The following is a 20,558-nucleotide window of genomic DNA, read 5'->3' as shown; positions in this document are numbered from 1 at the left end:
TAAATAAAAAATACACTTAATGCCGAAATTATTAAGCACGTCTTATTCAGTGTATTTATTGATTAAGCGAATCATTAATTCATTTAAAAACTCCACCTCATAGCTACCAACTGTAGGTTCAATGTGATCATTGCCAATACCGCTATGGTTGGTAATAAAAACATAGGTTCCATTTGTTGAAATGGAAAAGAAACGTAACAAAAATTCTGTATCTTTATCTATTCCACTTGCAGAAATAGGAATTATCTTGATTCCTTTTTTGCTACTCTCCTTAATTAATTCATGAATTTCACTAATAATTTGAGGATCGTAATGAGGTGGTGCATCTAAAAGCAGAAAAGCTATTCTGGTGTATGCCTGATCTGACCAATCTAATTTGTTGATCGCCTCGTTTAAACCTGTATGGACAGCTTCAGGAAAATCGCCCCCTCCTGCAGATTTCTGATTATTGATATAACTGATTGTGGATGAAATATTATCTGTAAAAGATGAATGCTTAACAACGTATGCATCACCTATATCTCTATAAAATACAGTGGATGTATAAATGTCTAATGCAGGATTGTTGTTTTCCACATCCATTATCACATCCTTCAAATCCTTTTTCAAAAATTCAATTTCATCACCCATAGATCCTGTTGCATCAACAATAAACGAGAGCTGAACTTTTTTACCACATGCTTGAGGAGATGTAACCAACTCATTTACACCATCTTTATATAGCTTGACTGCTGTTGATATTTGAATATTATTCACAAATAGAGTCAAGTCTTTTGTATCTATTGAAGTTTGTTTATCAAATAATCCAACCCACAATTCAGCTTTACCAAAATTATCAGTTTTGGCAGTCCATACTATATCATTTTTGAATTTTAGGTCAATTTGCACATTACAAACTGCAAGTCCACTATTGTCTTTAAGAAGCACAGAAACTCGGTTATTTGTATAAAAATCCCAATATTCAGATTTCAAGGAGTAATCCTTCAAAGCAAGTAAATCATCCCAAAAACCCCAATTATCCAAATCGTTCCATTCTCCTGCTGTAATTAAACCAGCATATCCGGTACTATCGCCTCCATCATCGCCAAAGTCGGCTCCTGAATATGAATCAATTGATGAATCTTTACTGCAACTTGAAAGAATGATAATAGCAATGATGATGAGCAAAGAATAAACTTTTTTCATGATATTTTTATTAATAATGTTTTATTAAAGATAGAGTAATAAAGCCTGTTTTTGGTTGCTTAATTTTCAAAATTGTATTGCAATTTAGAATGAAGAAAATACAAATTGATGCATGGATTATTCCTGAAAATTATTTTTTACGATTCTTTTTCTTATCGCCCCTAGTTTTAGGTTTTTTATATTTTTGGGCTAGCTCTCTTCGATAGGAACCACCTTGATTCATTTTTTTGTTTTTGTCCTTCTTTTCGTGCGTATTTGGTCCACTTACTGAAATCTTCTTATTACGACCAGGGTTTTTGCCTGCAGCACTTTTAGGTCGTTCTTCTGGTGTTAATTCTTTTGAGATAGCAACTTCTTCAGGGAAATCAATCAGGGGTATTTGATAAGACATCAATGATTCAATAGCCTCTTTTGCTTCCGTTTCAAGCTCCGTATAAAACAAGATTGATTTACCTTCTTGTTCTGCTCTTCCAGTTCGACCAATTCTGTGCATATAATTTTCTGGAAAATTAGGTGTATCGAAATTAACCACATGTGTGATTAGTTCCAAATCCAGACCGCGAGCCATCACATCGGTACTGATCAATATCCTGTTTTTCCCTTTATTAAATTTCTCTACTGATCGTATTCTGTAGTTCTGCGATTTATTTGAATGAATTACTCCGGTTTCTGAGCCATACATACTTTCCAGTGCATCATATAATTTGTCTGCACTTTTTTTACTGGGCATAAATACCAGTACTTTGCTAAACTCAGTTTTATCTTTTAACAAATGAGAAAGCAGATTTATTTTAGTATAAAAATTGGGAACCTGATAACAAGTCTGTGTTATATTTTCAAGCGGAGTTCCACTGACTGCAATGGATATTTTAGTGGGTGCAATAAAAAATTCATTGATAAGTTCATCCACTTCATCAGTCATAGTAGCCGAGAACATTAGGTTTTGCCTTTTTTCAGGTAAAAGATCGAAAATATTAGTCAGCTGAAATCGAAAACCTAGATCCAGCATTACATCGACTTCATCAATGACCAGCTTTTTCACTCCTTTTAATTGTAATACGCCACAAGCTGCCAAATCATATAATCGTCCTGGAGTACCAATAAGCACGTCAACTCCCTGAGCTACTGATTGTTTCTGTGTATTAATATTTGTCCCTCCATAAACGCCTAAAACACGCACATTCATATAGGTGCATAAGCTTTCAAACTGTTCTGCAACTTGTAAAACCAATTCTCTTGTTGGTACTAAAACAATTATTCTGGGGATGAATTGTTGTGAAAATTTGAAATCATGAAGCATTGGCAACATATAGGCAAATGACTTTCCAGTGCCTGTTTGAGCAATTCCCACTACATTTTTACCTGAACGTATTACAGTAAAGGCTTCAGTCTGAATTGGTGTAGGGGTATTAAATCCTAAATCATCTAAAGCATTTTGTAAGAATTTAGTCAGATTTAAATTGCTAAAAGAATTCATGATATGCTATTAATAAGCTGTTAGTTGATTGAACTTGTGACTATCGGTATTTAAATCGATTCAATACATTTTTTTCAAATAAAGCCCAAAACAAAATACACCAGAGCCTTATTTACAGACTCTGGTGCATTATATAAAATTTGAAAGCTTATTGCGTTTTACTTACGCGTACAGCATTCATTCCTTTCATTCCTCGTTCTAGTTCGAAAGTAACCATATTACCTTCCTGAATTTCTTCAAGCAAACCATTCACATGAACAAAGAATTTTTCCTGAGTTCCGACTTCTTTTATAAAGCCATAGCCTTTAGAGTCATTGAAAAACTCAACTTTCCCTTTCTTTATAGGGTCAATATCCTTTTTTTCTCTTTTCGGGACACCAATTTCAATGTCTTCAGCCTTGATTTTCTGCTTCTTTTTAGTCGGATCGGGAGGAGTATCAGTAATGTTTCCAAATTCATCAACATAGGCCATCATGTTTTCGAGGCCACCACCATCAGAGTTTGCTTTACGCTCTACTTTCTTCTCTAATTTGTCTTTGCGTTTTTTCAAACGCTTCTTTTCTTTTTCTTTTTTGTTATAGGATTCTTGAGATTTAGCCATTCTTACTTATCTATTATTATTTTTAGGTTTCTAATTATTATGCACTGATTTACTCAATTATGTTTCAATAAAATGGTCAATAACTGCATTTTGTTCAAATTTAGCTTTCTTTTTTGAACTTGGTATTGAATTCACTAAATAATTTAATTTTCCAATTGCATAATCTGTGATACTTATTTGTTTATTACACCATACTTCAATTCAATTATACTTAAGGGAATACTACATCAAGGCATATGTAATAAATTCAATTTCATCAATTTAACGTAAACCTAACAGGCAAATTTATCCGCACACGAACAGCTTTTCCTTTTTGCTTACCTGGACTCCATCTCGGCATTTTTTTCAAAACCCGAATTAATTCCTTATCAATATCAGGAGTTACTCCTTTTAATATTTTTATATCCGTTATACGACCATCTTTTTCAATAATAAAACTGGCAACTACTAAGCCTTGTATACCACTATCTCTTTCAAATTCGGGGTATCGAATATTTTCAGACATAAACCTCATCTGAGCCTGTTCTCCTCCTGGAAACTGAGGTATTTCTTCCGTATATATAAAAATGGATTCTTCCTGTTCTGCAGGAATAGTGTTTCCTTTGATTTTATTTGAATCCAATGTTTGAGCGCTAGACATCAAAGAAAAACACACAAAAACAAATAAGCTCAATAACTTAATCATGATATATAATTTAAAAGTGTAACAAATTACAGCAATATTATTTTAAATAGAAAGAGTCTAAAAAATCGTTAACTGAATTTAAATCAATGTTTTTTCCTCCTGCACTGATCATGAAAATATTGTCATTAATTTTATACACTCTGCTTTTGATAACTCCCTCTCCACTAAAAACTTTGCAAACTGATTCCATTCCGTTGTAATTTTCAAAATCTATTTCAGTAAATTGAAAATCAGAACCTCCGAGTTTAAGAGCTGAACTTTTTAAAGCAGCTTGAAAAAAAGTATTTAAAAAATTCTTATCTGTAAATACCTGATCTTCTAAGTCAGCAGAAAACTTATTATGGGCAACAAAATACATATAGGGATCGTTACTATTTTTTCCTTGTAATATCCAGTTCGTAATAATTACTCCTCCAAGTTCCGACACTTTACTCGTTGATCTTTTGACATCAAATTCTGTATGTGGAAAATCTATATTAAAAGCAGGAATATCTTCAGATTGGATTCCTGATTCTAGCTGAGCTTGTGCATATGTAAATGATAATAGGAGAATAATAGATATTGCGATATTCTTCAATGTTAATGCCTTCATAATTATATTTTTTTTCCAAAAAATGCTGAATTTATGACTGCTAAAGTTAAACTTATTCCAGTCACTAAAAATAGAGCTTTCCAAATGTTTATTTGCTTTAGCACACTCAATCCCAAAACAATAATAAGGGCATTCCAAATAGTAAAGCATAAACGAATAATCGTTGCCCATTGTGAATCTATAGGTTTCAAAATTTGGCCAATTGCAATTGGAAGTAAGGCAAAAGAAACAATAGCCAATGATTCAGGCCAATTGATATGGGCGAGTTTGAGCTTATTTACCAGCAGTACTATTAAGTAAACAAACCAAAGATTTCGAAAAAGCAAACCCAATAGAAATCCGGCCAAATTCGCTAATCTGCTATTAATATCCTGATAATCAAGTGCAGACGTGGAAATAATAAATACGACAAACACAAGCAGTATACCACATACAAATGAAATTAGTCCGATTTGTTTTTTGTTCTCTTCACTGAAAAAGTAACGAAATGTTCTTCTTGGAATAAATGGAGATAAGAAGAAATAAAAAAATACTTTAGCAAACATAATTATCTGAATATTGAAAAGCCATTTTTATCTTTTCCGAATAATTTCATACGCAGTTAAATACCCATTGAATATTGCTCCTGAAAATCCACCACCAACTTTTGTCCATGCCGAAGCAAAATACAAATTTTCAATCGTTCTCAAAGGTTCCAGTTTTACTCTCTCTGGCGTTTGAGCAAAGCCATACACTGCTCCACCAGCATTTAATGTGTATCTTTCAACTGTTTTAGCAGTAGCAACTTCATGAAAATCAATACAATCAACAAATCCTGGAATAAGCTTTTCCATTTTGGCAATAAATGCTTGTGCCACCTTTTCTTTCTGAACTTGATAATCCTCAGCACTTAATTTATTCCAATCGCTAACATAATCGATACTACAAATTACACCAACTCCTTTTCCTGCTGGAGCTAAAGCTGAATCAATCTGTCCATAATCGACAAATGTAAAACTCCGCTTCTCAAAATCACCTTTATTATTGGAGATAATATCAGCCATTTTTTCAATTGAATCATCATAAATGAAGGTAGAATAGTAGTTATATCCAATTTCTTTAAGTGGCTTTTTAAAAGCGAAATAAATTGATAAAAGAGAAGCTCCAATTTCTCTTTTGCTAATCCCTTCGACTAGCATTTCCGATTGTTTTTTGGGCAAAAGCTTATTTGCTACATAAGGAATTGACGCATTAGATATAATATGTTCTCCATGTGCAGAATAAACTTCATTGGTTCTATTATTCTCGAATGAAATACCTACGGCCTTATCATTTTCAATAATAATTTCTTTGACCAAATGATTCAGAATAACTTCACCGCCATTTCCACGAATAAACTCTACTAAATAATCAGATAGTTTTTGAGATCCTCCTTTAATAAAGTTCCCACCTCCTGCATAATAGCTTCCTTGTGCTACTGAATAATAGCTTAACGAAAGTGTGTAAGGATCGTCATGAAAATAACCTAAGTTACCCAATAAGGCTAATTTCAAATCTTCGTTTCTGATTATGGAATCAAGAAATTCACCTAGATTTTGTTCCTTTTCCTCTTTTGAATTTTTTATGATTTCTCTGGCATTTAATAATTGATGGAAATAAGCATCAATTCCCTCTTTTTCATCTGGAAAATTAGTATATAAAACAGCCTTAGCTTCTTCAACATCATGAGGAATGGTGATGTCGTAATCCTTATAAACAAAGCGATAAAACTCAGGAACCCGCAAGAACTCAACATGATCAAATACACCTAAATCGCGAAATATCTTGGTTTTTAAATCTCTTTGATGAAGTCCGTCCATCTCGTGCAAACCAACTTCAAAAAGATAATCTTTTCGCTTAAAAGTTGTAGCGCAGCCACCAGGTAAAGTATGTTGTTCAACCAGTAAAACTTTCTTCCCTTCTTTTGATAATTTTGCCCCTGCTGTAAGACCTCCTAAACCTGCACCAATAATTATTACATCATATGTCATTTAGCTTCCTTTTCAGTTATTTCTTGATTTTTATTATGAATTACTTGATTCATTTTCTGACTCAATAATTTTTTAATATTGTATTAATTTTCATTGGCTATTGGATATCTCTTAAATTCCAAACTTCGATCAAACATATATCTGTAAGTGATATAATGTTTTGCAGGAATACTTCCAACCGAAATAAATATTTTCCTCATTTTAGGATTGAAATCACCAACCCATGAGAACTCTATTTCCTTATATTGAGGCTTTTGCTTCATGACTTCGGCAATTTTCATGATAAATACGGATTCAATTCCCAGATTCTGAAATTCAGGGATCACACCCATTAAAACCCCTCGTGCTCGTGCAATTACTTTTCGCTTTTTCAAATAAACAAATTTCAATTTAGTGTACAAATTGAGTTTGCCATTCAGATATTTTAATATCTCATTTACATCAGGATACATCAAATAAATAGCGATTGGTTTTCCATTTTTGTAGGCTAACCAGATAAATTTTTCTTCAATTATTATCTTGCCTTTTTCAAGTGCATTTCGAATGTATTCGACCTTTAAGGGTTCAAAATTTTCTTTAAATGAATCCCAAGCCGTATTGAAAACTTCCGCAAAATCTTCAGTAAACTTATCCTGCTCTTTCCAGCTAAAATGTTTGAATTCGTAACCAGGTTTATTGGCAACCCATTCGGCAATTTTCATAAAACGATCTGGCAGTTTCTTTGTAACATCCAGATGAAAGCCTTCTTGTTTGAAATAGGTTTTAAATCCATATGACTCAAATAACTGCTGATAATAGGCTGGATTGTAAGCCACTTCATAAGATGGGTGCGTAAATCCATCAACTAATAATCCCCAATAGCTATCTCTTTCACCAAAATTAATGGGGCCATCCATAGCTTCCATATCCTTGCTAACCAGCCACTTTTTTGCCGTATCAAAAAGCAGATTTGCAGCTTGTTGGTCATTTACACATTCAAAAAAACCAATGCCACCTGTAGGTTGATTTTCTGCAGCTGAAGTTTTAAAGTCAATGAAAGCAGCTAGTCTTCCAATCAGTTCACCTGATTGATTTTGCAATATCCATCTTTCAGCTAATCCATGATTGAAATAATCGTTTTCTTCAGGATTAAAAATGTTGTTTATATCATTATCCAGAGGACAAACCCAGTTTTTATCATTCTTATATATGATTTTTGCGGCTTCAAGAAACTGTTTTTTGTCGGTATTACTAATTACTTGAGAGATCTTCATTTTTTTTGATTTGGGAGATGCTAATTAGAAAATCATTGAATTTCTAAATGCTTTGTTTTACATATATTTCGGATATTGTTTCCTGATATTTATCGGAAATAATTTTTCTTTTCAATTTCAATGTTGGTGATAATTCACCACTATTGGGTGTCCATTCGTCAGTAACAAGCCTGAATCTTAGAATTTTCTCAGGGCCATTTAAGCTTGCATTCAACTGTTTCATTTCAGAATTTAATATTTCGAGCAACAGAGGTTGTTTTACTATCTCATCTCGGGTGCTGAACTCAATATTTTGCTCCTTGCACCAATTGGTGATGAAATTAAAATCTGGAGAAATAAGTGCACTGGCAAATTTTTCATGTTCACCTACCACCATCACCTGATCGACAAATAGAGATTCTTTAATTTTCCCCTCAATAAGCTGAGGCGAAACAAATTTGCCATTTGAAAGTTTGAAAATTTCTTTTTTTCTATCTGTGACATACAGAAAGTTATCTTTTTCTAGATATCCAATATCACCGGTACAAAACCAACCGTCTTGATCAAATACAGATTTAGTCATTTCGGGATCTTTGTAATAACCCAGCATCACATTATGGCCTTTGCAAAGTATTTCGCCATCATCTGCAATCTTAACATCAACACCATCAATTACACTACCAATACTGCCTAATTTCAAGTGAGGTTTATGCGTTCTATTGATGGTTATTATGGGTGAAGTTTCTGTTAATCCATACATATTAAGGATTTTGATTCCACTTGCCCAAAACACACGTTCAATTCGAGCTTGTAGACTTGCACCACCACAACCAACTAATCGCACCTTTCCACCAATTGCTTCACGCCATTTGCTAAAAACCAATTTGTCAGCAATTTTTAATTTTAATTTGTAAAATGGCAAACCGAATCCAGAAATACGATAATTCAAACCTGTTTTCACAGCCCAAAAGAAGATTTTCTTCTTCATCCCTTTCAGGTTTTTACCTTTACCAACTATGGTATCAAAAATTTTCTCTAATATTCTGGGAACTGCATCGAAACCAGCAGCTTGTATTTCTTTCATATTCTTAGCAATTGAACCCATATTTTCGGCATAATAAATACTGGTTCCGCTATATTGGGTCTGGTAATTTCCCAAACGACCTCCCACATGACATAAGGGCAAAATACTTAAATATCTTTCATCATCTTTCAAATTAAATATGGCAGAAGCTGCCAGAAAGTTTTGCACCATATTATTATGAGAAAGCATCACTCCTTTTGCTTTTCCTGTTGTGCCTGAAGTATATATTAAGGTTGCAAAATCATTCGGTTTAATGCTGTCCTTAATGTCTTCTAATTCTTGTTTGAACTTACTTTCGTTTTGTTTACCCAACTCAATTATCTCTAACCAATCTGCTGCATCTGAGCCTTTATTGAAAGAATAAATGAACTCCACATTTTTCACTTGTTTTACGGCAGGCTCAATCATCTCATAAGTACAGAAATCTGATACAAACACTGCTTTAATTTCAGCGTGATCAAATATATAAGCATATTCATCAGCATTTAGAGTGTTGAAAATAGGCACATGTACAATTCCTGCCATAGCTAAACCCATATCCACAATATTCCATTCAGGGCAATTGGTAGAGATGGTTGCTACTTTGTCTCCTTTCTTAAATCCTTTAGCCAATAAACCATAAGCCACATAGTGAGAGTGATCGAAATATTCCTGAGAACTAACTTTTACCCAATCACCCTCTTTTTTTGAGACCAAAGCATCGGGTTTGCTAAAATTAGTTCTATATCTTTCAAGTAAGTCAAATGTTCGAGTAACGTTCATAGCGCAGTTTATTATCTACCAAATTTATTGATTATTAATTTTATTGAGAGAAATGATTTGCATTTTCCCATGGTTATTTAACAAACAAAGAATATTTCAGGATTATGAAGCTGAAAGATAATTAGTCAATTTGAATGTTGTACTTACTCAATAAACCTGCTATCCCAGTCAATGAGAATTTTGCATTTTTAATATGATTTAGTTCTGGATCGAAGTTATAATTAAAGGATGTACGAAAATCGGCACCTGCTAAATTTGTTCGTTCGAAACTAGTTCCGGCAAAATCGCAATTATCAAATACAGATTTAGATAAATCCGCTTCGACAAAATCCGCTTCATGTAAACTGCAATCTTTAAAAATTGTATTCTTCAATTTTAGCTTAAAGAAAGAAGACAGATTCAATTGACAAGCCTCAAAATCAACTGAGAACAAGAATTCATTGCAATTTTCAAAGTGCAAACCCAATAATTTGCAGTTCTTGAATGTAACATCGCTAAAGGTTGTATCAATAATTTTTGCTAAACTAATGTCACAGTCTTTAAAATCACATTCAACAAATTTAATATGCGATAAATCAGTGCGATTAAAGTTGCAATTCACAAAATTGCATTGTTCATATTCTCCTTTTTCTAGACCTACAACAGTATAGTTGTTGCCCTTAAAATCTATATTATCTATAATTTTCACAATCTTTCCTATTTCAATAAAACATAAAATACAAATCCAATAATTATAATCAAATGAGTAATTATTCCAATTGTAAACATGCGCTTTCCTAGTTTTCGTGTATTGTTATCATAAGCATACACTCTCTCGCCTGTGACTATCCTTTTCTTAAAATTGTAATAATGAATCCCCATCCAAATGCCCAGAACACCTCCAATAATGGCTGTCATAAATCCAATGATAATCCAAGTTTTTCTTCCTGATACGGCTTGCTTTAATTGTTCTATCTTTTTAATTCTAAAGTTATGTATCTCCTCATCCGTAAATTTTATGTCTTTTTCCTGTAGTATTTTTTTTGCTAGCAGATAATCAGTTTTACTCCATTCATCGAAATTTGCTATTATATCAATCAATTCCTCATTGCTAAAATTATATAAATAGTGATCCTTGTTAATAAACTCCAGATCGTTAAGGGCAATATCTTCTAATAAATGATTAACCTTTACAAAGTTGTCTGGATGGATTTTAAGTGCGACTTTATCGGCTAGTGCTGTTCCACCAGTAATACTAATATCATAAGCTGGGGCAATATCATCGAGTAAGTACTCAATTCCATTCACATTAAGTAAGTCAATAAGGTTTAGTGCCTCTTTCTGGCTTTTGTATTTATTGAATGTTACGAAATCCATTGATTTAATAGATTAATTTTGGTTGTTATTATCATTGAATTTAAAATCACAAGGCTTATTCAGTCTGCTATTCACTCAAAAAAAGTTTTATTTAATTAATTCATTTAAATAAGCACCAAACTTAAGACTATAGCTTTGATCTTTAATAAGAATCCAATCGATATTAAGTCGGTTGCTTAGAGCAGGATTCAGGATTAACTCCAGATAATAGGTGTTCTTAAAATCCAATCCTAAGCCAACAAGGGCGCTCAAATTAAATGTATTAAACATCTCAAGAATTGGTTGAAAAACTTCTAATGGCTGACTGCTACCCTGTTCGATAAAAATGATATCCCTAAAAGCAAACATATAATCGCTTCGCAATCCTGCAAATGAGTATACTCTAACTTTTGATTTGAATGGGCTGTATTTTAGGCCTAAATCCATGGCTAATACATTGAGTAGCACATTACTATTTTGCGGACTTGTGCTATCAGGTAAAAGAAAATCATGATGAAAGCCCTTTTGCACATAACCTAACTCTGCTCGAAAACTCAATACATTAATTAACTCTTTTTCAGCTTCACAAAAAATAGAAACTCCATTTCTGTAATCTTGGTATTTAGAAAATTGTGAATTTAATTTATAATCCCAACTTTGATTGGCTGCAATAAGGCCAATATTTACACCATATTTATCTATAATTTGACTTTTCCCAATAACACTGAATAATAGCAGAATGCTTAATATTTGGAATTTTTTGATCATTTTATTTCATTTTACAATAAACATTATTCAATAATGATTTCGAATTTTTTTGACTATCCATCAATGGATGATGGTAGCCACCAAAAGAATAAAAATTAAAATTTTCATCTATTGTGTATCCTCCTTTGGTCTCATCACATTTATTCCTAACTAAGAATGAATAATAGTAATGATCCTCATGTTTCCAATGGGCAATTAATTCAATTTCGTCACTGCAGCTATCTTCCGGATTTATTACATATTTGTTTTTACCATCATTAAAAAATGTACAACAAAACATAGGATTTAGGGTTGAAACATAATTGGCAGCAAGAATCTGAATACACTTTGCTAATTCAATCCTCGATTCAGCAGTATACTTTTTTGTCATATATGTTTCGTATTCACTTGAACTTGCATTTATACCTGGGAAATCGACTACTGTATCTTTTTCAACTAAAGCTGACCAGGCTAGATTTCTTAAAATATTTTGACTGTCTTTTGAAATTGTATAATATCCTGAAGTCTTAAACAAGGTGTCATTTTTTAATATATAGGTGTTTTTACTCAGGTTTTCCAGTTCAGGACGTCCATCAGGATAAATAGAAGAAAAAAATGAAGTCTTACCAAATTCAGCACTATTTATCAAATCATCCATTTTATCTATTGCGAGAGGCCCGCTCATTCCAGCTGTCCAGTAAAATAAGCTATCACCTTTTCGTTCATGAACAATGGGGAAACTATCTTTAAAATAGATAATTTTCCTAGGATCGACCTTGAATAAATCGTTGAGTCTGACACCAAGGCTATCGAGTTTATTCTTTGTGGCTATGGCCTCATCATTGGTTCCTTGTTCTCTTTTCTTGACTTCTTCCCAATAGGTATAATAGTACTGCAATTGATCTTCCAGTTCAATTGGGACATTATTTAAATAACGATGATAGGAGATTATAATAATGCTTGACATATCATCGGGGTGATAGATACCCATGCTATTAAAATACTTCGTCAAACGTGATCCACCCCATAATTGCCAATTGTTACGAATCCACATAGCAAAACTAAAATGTGCCATGCTAACAAATTCACGCTCATCCATATTTTTTACAGCATTTCTGACAGAATCATTCCAAAAAACATCAATTTGTTTAAAACAATCATCAAGCTTCTCAGGGATATATACTCCTCTAAGCATGCTGGAGTTAAATCTTTTATCATCTTCTTTTGCCCATTTTTTTTCTATCTTCATAAATGTCTTAATAAGATCATGTTCGTTGATTTTATCTTCATTTAAATATAAGTGAAGGGCTTGAAGCATAATAGCTTGCATGTGTGGAATAAAGTTCACTCCCTTGTCAATAAAATACTCAGCTAATGGAAATTCATCTTCAAGATATTCCCAATTAGTCATTTCCTCACCTGAATAATAATCAAAAAAATCTTCAATTTCTTTTAGCTCACTAGCTTTAATAATTTTCTTAGTGCTATCTGATGAATTTTTGTCCAAAAACCGAACTACTTCATCCAAAGTAGTAAAAACAGAGAAGTTCTGACTATAGCTAATAGATGAAAATAGAATTGAGATTAGAGCGAAGATTATAGCTTTTCTATTCATAGGCTTTTCTATTCTATCGAAATATAATGGAAATTATTGTTTAAGTAATTTACAATTGGAGTAGGAATACTCTTAATTCTGAAATGCAGACGGTAACACATTTTTCGGTAATACCTTAAATAGAATTGGCAATGTTAAAGTTCTACCCGGCAAAGCTATCAACGCAAATATGGGTAGAGTTTTCAATACATCGAGCAATTGCAACCTCACTTTTTCCTTTTCTTCGAGACTTAAGCCCTCTTTTGTTGATTTATTTAAAAGATAAACCAGCTCTTTGCTTTCTTTAGCTTCTTGAACAATACTGTTTTTGTAGAAATTCAGCATTTTTTTCATACTCCGGTTGAAACGCTGCGCAACTATTTTATAGTTTTGTTTTTCTTGCAGATAATGCACCTGCTCATAATTATTCATGACAAAAGTTTCAATGGCAATTTTACTACTTTCAATATCTTCATCAGAAAAGTCAAGTTTTGCACCTAACTCATTAATAAACTCATCTTCTTTTTCATGAACATCCTGATCGGACCAAACAGTTAGTATTGCAAGCTCCAATAAATACTTTTTGAGTAACCATGAATCTTTCCATTTTGTCAAATCAATGTCCGTAAGGTTCATTCCTTCATCGATATACTGAGCGGCTTCTTTTTCCTTCTCAGAAGGTAGTTGACAGGATTGTAAAAAATAATCATATAAATTGCGTTCTTCCAACTCAACAACTTCATTTGCATGAGCAGCTGCAGCAATTATTTCTAACACACAAAGACGAATATCATCATGCTGTTGATGAATATCATCATGAGAAATTAGATGTGCTGGATTAATCCATTGATTGAAATAGTATATATCCAGAAACAACAAACTATTTTGAAAGAAACTGGTCCAGAAATTCTTGTCTAATTTTCGTTTGAGTTCAATTCGGTTATTGATAATTGACTCTGTGAATTCATTCTCTTGCTTTTTACGGCTCAATCTTTTTTTTGCAGAATCTTTAATAAGATGCGGGAATATTTCCAGATAATAATCAGACACCTGTTTTACCAACATGCGATTAATTTCTTCCGAATCCTTTTCCGACTTTACATCTTTTTCAAAAAACCTATAAGTTGAACCTATAAAGCTATCTGCCAATAGCACTTTCGCCTTGTCTTTATCTTCCCATTTGGCGATTTCGTTATACTGTAAATGAGGAAATTTTACCGGATGACCATATAAAACACCTGTAGGTTGAAGTATCGCATAAAGCATTTCTTCTTCACTTGAATAATTGCTGAGCATAGTTTGCTTTTCATCTTCTTCAAGAATTTGCTTCTTATTCATATCCAGATATTTTTTCAACCAGCCTTTTTCAACAGGATTCATTTGATATAAATAATTTAATCAGTTAGCATGAGAAAACAAAGAAAACAGCCTCAAAACATATTTTTAGCAAATATTTTCATAACCAATTTACACACAGCAAAATCAATAATACCAAGTTGTTAATAATTGTTTATACTAATCTATGATTTTCGCAGTTTATTTGCATGTAAAGATGAAATAATTTTCATGAAGAAAAAACTCAAAATAGTTGCATACGTTTTAGCCGTTTTTGTTTTATTAAACTCAGCCTTATTATTGGTGTTATATACCTATCAGGATGAGATTTTTGAAAAAGTTAAAAAAGAAATAGCCGTCAATTTTACTTCAGATATCAAAATTGAAGAAGCCAAAATTTCTCCGTTTAAAAATTTCCCCAAAATAGCAGTGGTTTTAAAGGACATTCAGATTAAAGAAGATCCTGCCTTTGGAAACCAAAACCTTGCTTCCATTGATAGAATATATCTTTTCATGAATCCGTTTACTTTTTTCAAGAAGAATTATGTTGTTGATAAAGTTGAGTTTAGCAAGGCCGATGTTTTTGTCCGAATTGATAGTACTGGACAGGTTAATTACAACATTTGGAAACAAAGCAAATCAAAAAGTGAAGACTATACTCTTGAAATAAAGAAAATATTAGTGAACGACTGCAAACTAAGCTATTTGGACAATTCTTTAAATCAAGAATTAGTAGCAGATATTACAGAAGTCGACTTCAAAGGATTATTTACTGAAAAACAATTTAGAGTTGATGCAAATGCAAAAGCATTCTTGCATTCTTTTCGGATCGGAAATACCACTTATGTAGAAAACGACAAGCTCTCTATTCAAGCTGCAATACAAGTGAATACGGTCGAGAATTCCTATACAATAGAATCAACATCTGTTGAACTGGATGACATTGCTTTTGATTTTACGGGGAATGTATTGGCTGAAAATGACTCCACATTTTTAGTTGATTTGGAAAGCACTGCAAAGGGAATTGCACTTGAAAAATTATTGGTTTTCATTCCAGATTCAAATCAAATAGTGTTTGAAAAATATACAGCTGAAGGGATTTTCGACTTTTCCGCTAACATTTCTGGTTTAATGAGTAAAGAACAGAATCCGCATATTGAAATTGATTTCACAATTACTGACGGTATTATTACCAACAATGAAACGAATGCAGCCTTAACCGACATGTCATTACATGGCAAGCTTAATAATGGAGATCAAAACTCAGCAAAAACTAGTTCGTTAATACTTAGTAAGCTGCATGCAAGCTTAAACAATAGAAAGCAATTTGCTAATTTCAATATTACAAATTTCAACGATGCACACATACAAGGCGGATTTCAAAATGATGTTAATTTATCAGATTTGAATTCATTTTATCCTTTTGATAATTTTAAAAATTTAAATGGCAATCTATTTATAAAAGCAGAAGTAAATTCAAAACTAAGTAACCTGACAAAAGACATCAGGGCACTGGAGTTTATAAATGCCGAAATTGTTCTCGACAAAATCAATATACAATACGATAGTAGCAAATACAAGCTAGAAGATGTGAACGGAATAGTTACTTTGAACAAAGAGGAAGTCTTGTTTCAAAATATGAAAGGTATATTTACTGACATTGCATTTGACATAGATGGATCACTCAACTCTTTGTTTTCTTATTTATATGATCAAAACTCAAAACTAACAGGAAAGTTAAAACTTGTAACATCTGCATTCCGGTTGGACGAATTATTAGAAAATGAGCATTCCAATAGCAATGATAGTTTGCATTTACCTTCTAATATCGACATCAAGCTCGATTTGCTGTGTAACGGATTGATTTATGAGAATTTCGTTACAGAACGAATTCGCGGATGGATATCGATTGAAGATAAGAGAATAATGCTCGATCGGCTAAACTTAAATGTTGCACAGGGATTGGTTTCAATGAAAGGTATGATAGAAGAAACTCCCGATGCACAATTTTCTTTTGATGCAGCTGCAAGACTTAACAAAATAGATATTAATGATGTCTTAATTCTGTTTAACAATTTCAAACAAGATTATATTACCCATGAGCATTTGTATGGTCAGGTTAATGGACAAGTTCAGTTTAGTTCTATTTGGGATCAAAATTTAAATCTTGATTTAGACAAATTATTTGTACTGTCGGATGTGGTTGTTGATCATGGTAATCTTAAAAACTTTAAACCTTTGATTGATTTAATGGGTTTTGTCAAAATGAAGAAAATGAAGGACATTGAATTTGACAGACTGGAAAATTCGATATTGATTAAAGACCGAACCATTACCATTCCCAATATGGACATCCGGAATTCTGCTTTCACGATGTCGCTGGCAGGAACTCATAACTTTGACGATGAAATTGATTATCATTTCAAAATAAACCTCACTGATTTATTTTTCAAACGCCACCAGCAAATGTTACACGATTTTAAAGACGCTGAAACCGATAATAAAGGGGGACTGAATTTATACGTCCACATGTTTGGTACAGCCGATAAAACCAATTACAGAATGGATAGAAAAGCTGTCAAGGAAAATATGAATGCCAATCTGAAAGATGAGAAAGAAGAATTCTTCGATTTGTTTCGCAAAAAGAAAAAGATAGTTGTTGAAGAAGAATTGGAGTTTGAATGGGAAGATGAAAAATAAGTTCGTTGTTTTTGCGTTAAACTGTTTTATTTTTGAGGAATGTTCCTCTTTTGATTAAATGAAAATGAAATTTAAATCAATAAACTATCAACAAAAAAAATACTGGAAAGGGATTATCTTTCTATTTGCGATATTGATAAGTGTCGGCACCTTATTATACACTAGAATTCTGGTTAATAATCTAAAAGAGGACCAATACAAGCAGATTACAGTTTTAGCAGATGCTTATAAGAATCTGAATGAAATGATGATGACTAATCAGTTTGGCGACATCTCCTTTTTGTTTGAAATCATCAAATCCAATGAAAATATTCCACTGATATTAACCGACACCAATGATAATATACTGGAACATCGGAACCTGGATTCTACTAAAGTTCTCAAGCCTGAGTATCTGAAAAACCAGTTGGAAATTATGAGAAGTCAGCATGAATCAATTTCAATAAATTATTCATCTAACGATCGTCATTTGGTGTATTATAAAGATTCGCAGCTTATTTATCAACTAACCGTTTATCCCTTTATTCAATTGATTTTGGTTATACTCTTTATTTTAGTTTCTTACTTTGCCTTCAATTCGTCTCGTAAATACGAACAAAATAAAATATGGTCAGGCATGAGTCGAGAAACAGCCCACCAACTGGGAACGCCTGTTTCTTCATTAATTGCATTAAAGGAAAATCTAAAAATTTCGGATGGTAAAATAAGTAATGAGCTTTTGTTTGAGCTTGAAAAAGACACCGACCGTCTTGAAGTTATTACGGATAGATTTTCAAAAATCGGTTCTATCCCAAAATTTGAAGAAAAGGTATTACATAAATCTGTTCTGGAAAATGTTAATTATTTAAAGCCTCGTATTTCTTCTAAAGTAAGTATTGATTTTGTTAATGGCTCTGATGAGGAGTTAAAAGTAAACATTATTCCTTCTCTTTTCGATTGGGTCATCGAAAATCTATTAAAAAATGCGATAAACGCCATGGAAGGTGAAGGGCATATCCAAATTAATATTTCTAATTCTGATAAATTTGCATTTATCGACATTGAGGATGATGGCAAAGGGATTCCAAGGTATAAGCAAAAAACAATATTCAAAGCAGGTTATACAACAAATTCACGGGGTTGGGGCTTGGGACTTTCTTTGAGCAAGCGTATTATTGAGCTTTATCATAAAGGACAAATATTCGTAAAATGGTCTGAAATAGATAAAGGAAGTATTTTCAGAGTTAAACTGATGAAAAAACGATAATTAATCACTGAGCCTGACTTTCCCATATAAACTGTATACATAAACTCACTCTCTTCTGCTATGTTAATCAGGTTTTAATTAATTGTTGTATAATTGTTATATAAATATATCCTTATGTGATAATGCATTTATATACCTTTTCAATAATCAATTAATCTTGCTAAGTATGGAAATCAAAAGAACCTTTGACTTATTAGAGTGGCACAAACAACTTGATAAGCCAAATGCATTTGGTGCAAAAGAAAATGGAGAATGGAGAGAATATAGTTCTTCTGAATACATTGATTTTACAAATAACATCAGCTATGGATTGTGGGCTTTGGGGGTTGAAAAAGGTGATAAAATAGCTACTATTTCTAATAACCGACCAGAATGGAATTTTGTAGATATGGCCATTAGTCAGATTGGTGCTATCCACGTTCCACTTTATCCAAATATTTTAGAAGATGAGTATGAGTACATTTTGAATCATTCAGAATCAAAGTATGTATTTATTTCTTCTGAGATAATTTACAATAAAGTTAAGAATTCACTTGACAAATCCCCTGCCTTAAAGGATATCTATACATTTGAAAAACTCAATACATATGATAAGCTTTGGACAGAGATTGTCGATCTTGGGAAAGCCAATCCAAATCCTGAGAAATTAAAAGAGATTAAAGATGGGATTCAAGCCAACGACATGGTTACCATTATATACACATCGGGAACCACAGGGCAATCGAAAGGTGTTATGTTAAGCCACGACAATATTCTCAGTAATGTTAGAGCTGCAGGCCCTTTATTCCCTTTAGACAGAGAGTCTAAAGTCCTTAGTTATTTACCTGTCAATCATATTTATGAACGCATGACCAATTATGTGTTCCAGTTTTTAGGAGCTTCGGTGTATTATGTAGAAAGCATGGGAACCATTGTTGATAACATTCAGGAAATTAAACCTCATGCTTTTACAACAGTACCACGCCTTTTAGAAAAAGTTTACGATAGAATATTATTTAAAGGAAGACAGTTAACCGGAATTAAAAAGTCCATTTTTGATTGGGCTTTAGAACTAGGACATCAATATCAAGAGAATAATTCTGGATGGTATAAGTTTAAACTTAGCATAGCTGATAAACTTGTTTTCAATAAATGGAGAGCAGCTTTTGGAGGTAATGTCCGTTTTATTGCATCTGGCAGTGCTGCACTACAGGAAAGATTAGCTAGAATATTTTGGGCAGCAAATGTTCCAGTGCTTGAAGGATATGGTTTGACAGAAACATCACCTGTTATTTCAGTAAATACTTTTAAAGAAGGTGGACTTAAATTTGGAACAGTTGGGCCCGTATTGGACAATGTAGAAGTTAAAATTGCTGAAGATGGAGAAATTCTGACCAAAGGGCCACATGTTATGCTTGGTTATTACAAAGCTCCTGAACTGACCAAGGAAGTGATCAGCGAAGATGGATGGTTCCATACTGGGGACTTGGGTGTATTAGAAGATGGTAAATATGTAAAAATTACCGGACGTAAAAAATCCATGTTTAAAACATCAATGGGTAAATATATTGTTCCTGAAATCATGGAAAATAAATTGAGGGAATCAAAATTCATTGAACAAGCTATTATTTTAGGTGAAAATGAGAAATATGTTGGACTCATTATTTCACCTGATCAGCAATATTTAAAAGATTGGTGCAGACTGGAAGGTCATGGCTGGGGAAACTATATCAATGCTGTTCAAAATCCTGAAATCCGCAAAAAGTTTCAAGAAGAAATTGATGAATATAATAAGTTATTTCATCCTCATGAGAAAATTATCAAGTTTGATTTAGTACCACACGAATGGGGAGTAGAAACTGGTGAGCTCACTCCTACCCTGAAAGTCAAGCGAAATTTCATCGAAAAGAAATATGAGAAAGAAATAGGCAAGATGTTTAAATAGTCTGACTATTTAGCTTTTGCATATTAATCTCTTAAAATGCCCTATTTGGT

17 protein-coding genes are annotated in these 20,558 nt (G+C 32.7%); 3 read left to right on the top strand and 14 right to left on the bottom strand.

Features of this window, described 5'->3' with window-relative positions:
• Positions 1-42 precede the first annotated feature (42 nt).
• From HOG71_14915 to HOG71_14850, 14 genes are all read right to left on the bottom strand, one after another.
• Entirely contained in the window at positions 43-1,185 is a 1,143-nt protein-coding gene (locus HOG71_14915; GenBank protein MBT5992139.1) for a VWA domain-containing protein, read from the bottom strand.
• 130 nt (positions 1,186-1,315) lie between these two features.
• Entirely contained in the window at positions 1,316-2,662 is a 1,347-nt protein-coding gene (locus tag HOG71_14910; protein MBT5992138.1) for a DEAD/DEAH box helicase, read from the bottom strand.
• Between the two features lie 148 nt (positions 2,663-2,810).
• Positions 2,811-3,263 (bottom strand): cold shock domain-containing protein, encoded by a 453-nt coding sequence (locus tag HOG71_14905; protein ID MBT5992137.1) that lies wholly within the window; start codon positions 3,261-3,263, stop codon positions 2,811-2,813.
• Positions 3,264-3,519: 256 nt separating this feature from the next.
• A complete protein-coding gene (locus HOG71_14900) occupies positions 3,520-3,948 on the bottom strand; it encodes an energy transducer TonB (GenBank protein MBT5992136.1) in 429 nt (142 codons plus the stop codon).
• Positions 3,949-3,985: 37 nt separating this feature from the next.
• Positions 3,986-4,540, bottom strand: a complete 555-nt coding sequence (locus HOG71_14895) for a hypothetical protein (protein ID MBT5992135.1) — start codon at positions 4,538-4,540, stop codon at positions 3,986-3,988.
• 2 nt (positions 4,541-4,542) lie between these two features.
• Complete coding sequence (locus HOG71_14890; GenBank protein MBT5992134.1) at positions 4,543-5,085, bottom strand: hypothetical protein; 543 nt, start codon at positions 5,083-5,085, stop codon at positions 4,543-4,545.
• Between the two features lie 27 nt (positions 5,086-5,112).
• Positions 5,113-6,549 carry an NAD(P)/FAD-dependent oxidoreductase gene (locus tag HOG71_14885; GenBank protein MBT5992133.1) on the bottom strand — a complete coding sequence of 479 codons (1,437 nt, stop codon included), beginning with the start codon at positions 6,547-6,549 and terminating at the stop codon, positions 5,113-5,115.
• An 83-nt stretch (positions 6,550-6,632) separates the two neighbouring features.
• Complete coding sequence (locus HOG71_14880; GenBank protein MBT5992132.1) at positions 6,633-7,802, bottom strand: GNAT family N-acetyltransferase; 1,170 nt, start codon at positions 7,800-7,802, stop codon at positions 6,633-6,635.
• Between the two features lie 43 nt (positions 7,803-7,845).
• The gene (locus HOG71_14875) at positions 7,846-9,627 is read right to left on the bottom strand and encodes a long-chain fatty acid--CoA ligase (protein ID MBT5992131.1); all 1,782 of its coding nucleotides are present in this window, start codon (positions 9,625-9,627) and stop codon (positions 7,846-7,848) included.
• 121 nt (positions 9,628-9,748) lie between these two features.
• Positions 9,749-10,318: a pentapeptide repeat-containing protein gene (locus HOG71_14870; protein ID MBT5992130.1), complete on the bottom strand. Its 570-nt coding sequence runs from the start codon at positions 10,316-10,318 to the stop codon at positions 9,749-9,751.
• A 5-nt stretch (positions 10,319-10,323) separates the two neighbouring features.
• The gene (locus tag HOG71_14865) at positions 10,324-10,983 is read right to left on the bottom strand and encodes a hypothetical protein (GenBank protein MBT5992129.1); all 660 of its coding nucleotides are present in this window, start codon (positions 10,981-10,983) and stop codon (positions 10,324-10,326) included.
• A gap of 87 nt (positions 10,984-11,070) precedes the next feature.
• The gene (locus HOG71_14860) at positions 11,071-11,730 is read right to left on the bottom strand and encodes a PorT family protein (protein ID MBT5992128.1); all 660 of its coding nucleotides are present in this window, start codon (positions 11,728-11,730) and stop codon (positions 11,071-11,073) included.
• Between the two features lies 1 nt (position 11,731).
• Positions 11,732-13,324: a hypothetical protein gene (locus HOG71_14855; GenBank protein MBT5992127.1), complete on the bottom strand. Its 1,593-nt coding sequence runs from the start codon at positions 13,322-13,324 to the stop codon at positions 11,732-11,734.
• Positions 13,325-13,396: 72 nt separating this feature from the next.
• Complete coding sequence (locus tag HOG71_14850) at positions 13,397-14,683, bottom strand: hypothetical protein (GenBank protein MBT5992126.1); 1,287 nt, start codon at positions 14,681-14,683, stop codon at positions 13,397-13,399.
• 186 nt (positions 14,684-14,869) lie between these two features.
• Here HOG71_14850 and HOG71_14845 point away from each other — a divergent pair, with 186 nt between their 5' ends.
• The 3 genes from HOG71_14845 to HOG71_14835 all read left to right on the top strand — a co-directional run bounded on the left by HOG71_14845 (position 14,870) and on the right by HOG71_14835 (position 20,508).
• The gene (locus HOG71_14845) at positions 14,870-17,338 is read left to right on the top strand and encodes an AsmA family protein (protein MBT5992125.1); all 2,469 of its coding nucleotides are present in this window, start codon (positions 14,870-14,872) and stop codon (positions 17,336-17,338) included.
• Positions 17,339-17,402: 64 nt separating this feature from the next.
• Complete coding sequence (locus HOG71_14840) at positions 17,403-18,584, top strand: HAMP domain-containing histidine kinase (protein ID MBT5992124.1); 1,182 nt, start codon at positions 17,403-17,405, stop codon at positions 18,582-18,584.
• A 166-nt stretch (positions 18,585-18,750) separates the two neighbouring features.
• A complete protein-coding gene (locus HOG71_14835; GenBank protein MBT5992123.1) occupies positions 18,751-20,508 on the top strand; it encodes a long-chain fatty acid--CoA ligase in 1,758 nt (585 codons plus the stop codon).
• Positions 20,509-20,558 lie beyond the last annotated feature (50 nt).

The sequence above is a fragment of the Bacteroidota bacterium genome, assembly GCA_018698135.1.
Classification (GTDB): domain Bacteria; phylum Bacteroidota; class Bacteroidia; order CAILMK01; family JAAYUY01; genus JABINZ01.
Note: the sequence above shows the minus strand (reverse complement) of the source record. Positions and strands in the feature narration are given on the sequence as shown.